General features: G+C 72.1%; 4 protein-coding genes. All 4 read left to right on the top strand.

Annotated features, from left to right (window positions below):
• Positions 1-63 precede the first annotated feature (63 nt).
• Positions 64-234, top strand: a complete 171-nt coding sequence (locus tag FNH08_RS46600) for a Trm112 family protein (protein WP_152777842.1) — start codon at positions 64-66, stop codon at positions 232-234.
• 125 nt (positions 235-359) lie between these two features.
• A complete protein-coding gene (locus tag FNH08_RS46595) occupies positions 360-1487 on the top strand; it encodes an SIS domain-containing protein (protein WP_152777840.1) in 1128 nt (375 codons plus the stop codon).
• 72 nt (positions 1488-1559) lie between these two features.
• Positions 1560-2711: a mannose-6-phosphate isomerase, class I gene (gene manA, locus FNH08_RS46590; protein ID WP_152777838.1), complete on the top strand. Its 1152-nt coding sequence runs from the start codon at positions 1560-1562 to the stop codon at positions 2709-2711.
• A gap of 189 nt (positions 2712-2900) precedes the next feature.
• A partial coding sequence (locus FNH08_RS46585; RefSeq protein WP_152777836.1) for a cation diffusion facilitator family transporter occupies positions 2901-3852 on the top strand: 952 nt, incomplete at its 3' end.

Below are 3852 nucleotides of genomic sequence, written 5' to 3'. Positions count from 1 at the left end.
GGCGCCACCCGCCCCACAGCGGTACCCTGACCAGGCCGCATCCACGCTCGGAAGGACACACACATGCCGCTCGAAGCCGGCCTCCTGGAGATCCTCGCCTGCCCGGCATGCCACGCCCCTCTCAAGGAGGAGGACACCGAGCTGATCTGCACGGGCCAGGACTGCGGCCTCGCCTACCCCGTCCGCGACGGCATCCCCGTACTCCTCGTCGACGAGGCCCGCCGCCCCGCGTAGCACGCGCACCCCGCGGAAGCGACCGGGCGGAAGCGACCGGGCGAAAGCGGGTACGCGAAAGAAACCTAGGCGACCAGGGACCACAGGGAACACAAGGGCAACCCGGCGATCGGAGGCTGCCGCCCATGCTCGACGAATCGTTGCTCGACACCCCCGACGCCCTCGCGGAGGCGGACCACCGCGGCCTGCTCCGCGGCGCCGCCGAAGCCGGCGCCCGGGTCCGCACCGCCGTCCGTCTCGCCACCGAGGCCGGCATCCCCAACCTCAAGCCCGACGGCCGCCCCCGCGCCGTCCTGATCGCGGGCCCCGGCACCGCGTCCGCGGGCGTCGCCGACCTCCTCGGAGCCCTCGCCGGCTCCGGCTGCCCCGTCACCCGACTGCAGCCCACCGGCGTGGTCCCCGCCGCGGGCGCCCTCCGCTGGGAGCTCCCCGGCTGGGTGGGCTCCCTCGACCTCCTCCTGGTCGCCACCCCCGACGGCACCGAACCCGGCCTCTCGCTCCTCGTCGACCAGGCCTACCGCCGTGGCTGCACCGTCGTCGCCGTGGCCCCCGCCCGCACCCCGATCACCGAGGCGGTGGAAGGCGCCCGCGGCCTCTTCGTCCCGATGGCGACCGCCCCGTACGAACAGGACAAACCCCTGGCGGCCACCGAGCCCGGCCTCCTGTGGGCGCTGCTCACCCCGATGCTCGCGCTCCTCGACCGCACGGGCCTGATCACCGCGCCCCCCGACGGCCTGGAGAAGGTCGCCGACCGCCTCGACCACATCGCCGAGCGCTGCGGACCGGCCATCGCCACGTACAGCAACCCCGCCAAGACCCTCGCCTCCGAACTCGCCGAGTCGCTCCCCCTGATCTGGACCGAGGGCCTTTCCTCGGGACCCGTCGGGCGCCGCTTCGCCGCCGCGCTGGCCGAGCTCGCGGGCCGCCCCGCACTGGCCGCCCAGCTGCCGGAGGCGCTCGCCTCGCACACGGTCCTGCTCTCCGGCGCCCTGGCCGCGGGCGCCGACCCCGACGACTTCTTCCGCGACCGTGTCGAGGAGCAGGCCGCCCTCCACGCGCGCGTACTGCTGTTGCGCGACGGGACCAACAGCGCCCTCAGCGCCGTCCCGGCCGCCCGCGAACTCGCCCTCACCCACGAGACCGCGATCAGCGAACTGGAACCCGAGCCCGGCGGCGACCTGGAAACCCTCGCGGAGCTGATCGCCGTCACGGATTTCGCCGCCGTTTACCTCGCGCTCGCTTCAGCGACGTGAGGTGGGCCCGCACCCCGTGACCAACCACGGGCCGAGCAGCGTACGTACCGCAGTACCGGAGACGAAGGACCCATGGACCGCCTCGAGAACACCGTCCGCCCCTACGCCTGGGGCTCCACCACCGCCATCCCGCACCTCCTGGGCGTGGAACCGACCGGCGAACCGCAGGCGGAGATGTGGATGGGCGCCCACCCCGGCGCACCCTCGCGCACCGCACGCGGCCCCCTCACCGAGGTGATCGACGCGGCCCCGGAGCGGGAGCTGGGAGCCGAGGCGGTCGCCAAGTTCGGCCCCCGCCTCCCCTTCCTGCTGAAGATCCTCGCCGCCGGCGCCCCCCTCTCCCTCCAGGTGCACCCCAACCTCCAGCAGGCGAAGGAGGGTTACGAGGACGAGGAGCGCCGCGGCATCCCCGTGGACGCCGGCCACCGCAACTACAAGGACGCCAACCACAAGCCCGAACTGATCTGCGCCCTCACGGAGTTCGACGGCCTGTGCGGCTTCCGGGACCCCGCGCAGGCCGCCGACCTGCTCGCGAGCCTCGACGTCGACTCCCTGAAGCCGTACGTCGATCTGCTGCACGCCCACCCCGAAGAGGCCGCGCTGCGCGAGGTGTTGACCGCGGTGCTGTCGGCCGACCCCGAGGAGATGTCCCGCACGGTCACCGAGGCCGCGGCCGCCTGCGAACGCCTCGGCGGCGCCTACGCCCCGTACGCCGACATCGCCCACCACTACCCGGGCGACCCCGGCGTCATCGCCGCCATGCTGCTCAACCACGTCCGGCTCCAGCCCGGCGAGGCCCTGTTCCTCGGCGCGGGCGTCCCGCACGCGTACCTGAACGGCCTCGGCGTCGAGATCATGGCCAACTCCGACAACGTCCTGCGCTGCGGCCTGACCCCCAAGCACGTCGACGTCCCCGAACTCCTGCGCATCGTCCGCTTCGAGGCGAGCGACCCCGGCGTCCTGCGCCCCGAGGCGTCCCCCGACGGCGAGGAGGTCTACGAGACCCCCATCGACGAGTTCCGCCTCTCCCGCCACGTCCTCCCCGAGGGCTCCGCCACCCACGACCTCACCAGCGCCACCCCGCAGATCCTGCTGTGCACGGCCGGTTCCGTACGGGCCGGCGAACACCGGCTGGGACCCGGCGAGTCCGTCTTCGTAGCGGCCGGCGAAGACACCGAAGTGTCCGGAGCCGGAACGGTCTTCCGCGCCACGGTGATCGCCTGAGCGAACAGCCGGAAGGCGCCGACGGACGCCGGAATCAGGCATGAATCAACGCCTGAGTGACGCCTGAACGGATACCTGGCGCACCGACGCCGGAGCGGGCTGCAACAATGCCCACTGCAAAAGGCGGGCAAAGCCCGTCCGGCGACGGACAGAAGCGCAGAAGAGCAGGCGAAGGGACACCCCGGACACATGAGTGCGTCAGGCGGCACCAAGGCAATCGTGGCGGCACTGGGCGCCAACCTCGCGATCGCGGCAGCGAAGTTCGTGGCGTTCGCCTTCAGTGGCTCGTCGTCGATGCTCGCGGAAGGCGTCCACTCGCTCGCCGACTCCGGCAACCAGTTCCTGCTGCTGATCGGCGGCAAGCGGGCCCAGCGCGAGGCGACGCCGCAACACCCCTTCGGCTACGGCCGCGAGCGGTACATCTACGCCTTCCTCGTCTCCATCATCCTGTTCTCGGTCGGCGGCATGTTCGCCCTCTACGAGGGCTACGAGAAGATCCAGCACCCGCACGAACTGAAGCACTGGTACTGGCCGGTGGGCGTCCTGGTCTTCGCGATCGTCGCGGAGAGCTTCTCCTTCCGCACCGCCATCAAGGAGTCCAACGTCCTGCGCGGCAACAAGTCCTGGAAGGACTTCATCCGCCACGCCAAGGCCCCCGAACTGCCGGTCGTCCTCCTGGAGGACCTCGGCGCCCTGGTCGGTCTGATCCTGGCACTCGGAGGCGTGGGCCTCGCCCTCGCCACCGGCGACAGCGTCTGGGACGCCATCGGCACCCTCTGCATCGGCGTCCTCCTCATCCTGATCGCGGTCGTCCTGGCCGTGGAGACCAAGTCGCTGCTCCTCGGCGAGGCCGCGGGCGCGGACCAGGTCGCGAAGATCGAGAAGGCCCTCGTCGACGGCGATACCGTCACGGGCGTCATCCACATGCGCACGCTCCACCTCGGCCCCGAGGAACTCCTGGTCGCCGCCAAGGTCGCCGTCCAGCACGACGACACCGCCGCCGAGGTCGCCTCCGCCATCAACGCCGCCGAGGCCCGCGTCCGCGAGACCGTCCCGATCGCCCGCGTCATCTACCTCGAGCCCGACATCTACAGCGAGGCCGAGGCCGCCAAGGGCCCGAGCCCCGAAGCCACCCCCGGCG

It is taken from the genome of Streptomyces spongiae (assembly GCF_009377185.1).
GTDB lineage: Bacteria > Actinomycetota > Actinomycetes > Streptomycetales > Streptomycetaceae > Streptomyces > Streptomyces spongiae.
Note: the sequence above shows the minus strand (reverse complement) of the source record. Positions and strands in the feature narration are given on the sequence as shown.

Coding starts and splice junctions, on each gene's coding strand:
- FNH08_RS46600 (WP_152777842.1), top strand. CDS start 64: ATGCCGCTCGAAGCCGGCCTCCTGGAGATCCTCGCCTGCCCGGCATGC.
- FNH08_RS46595 (WP_152777840.1), top strand. CDS start 360: ATGCTCGACGAATCGTTGCTCGACACCCCCGACGCCCTCGCGGAGGCG.
- manA (WP_152777838.1), top strand. CDS start 1,560: ATGGACCGCCTCGAGAACACCGTCCGCCCCTACGCCTGGGGCTCCACC.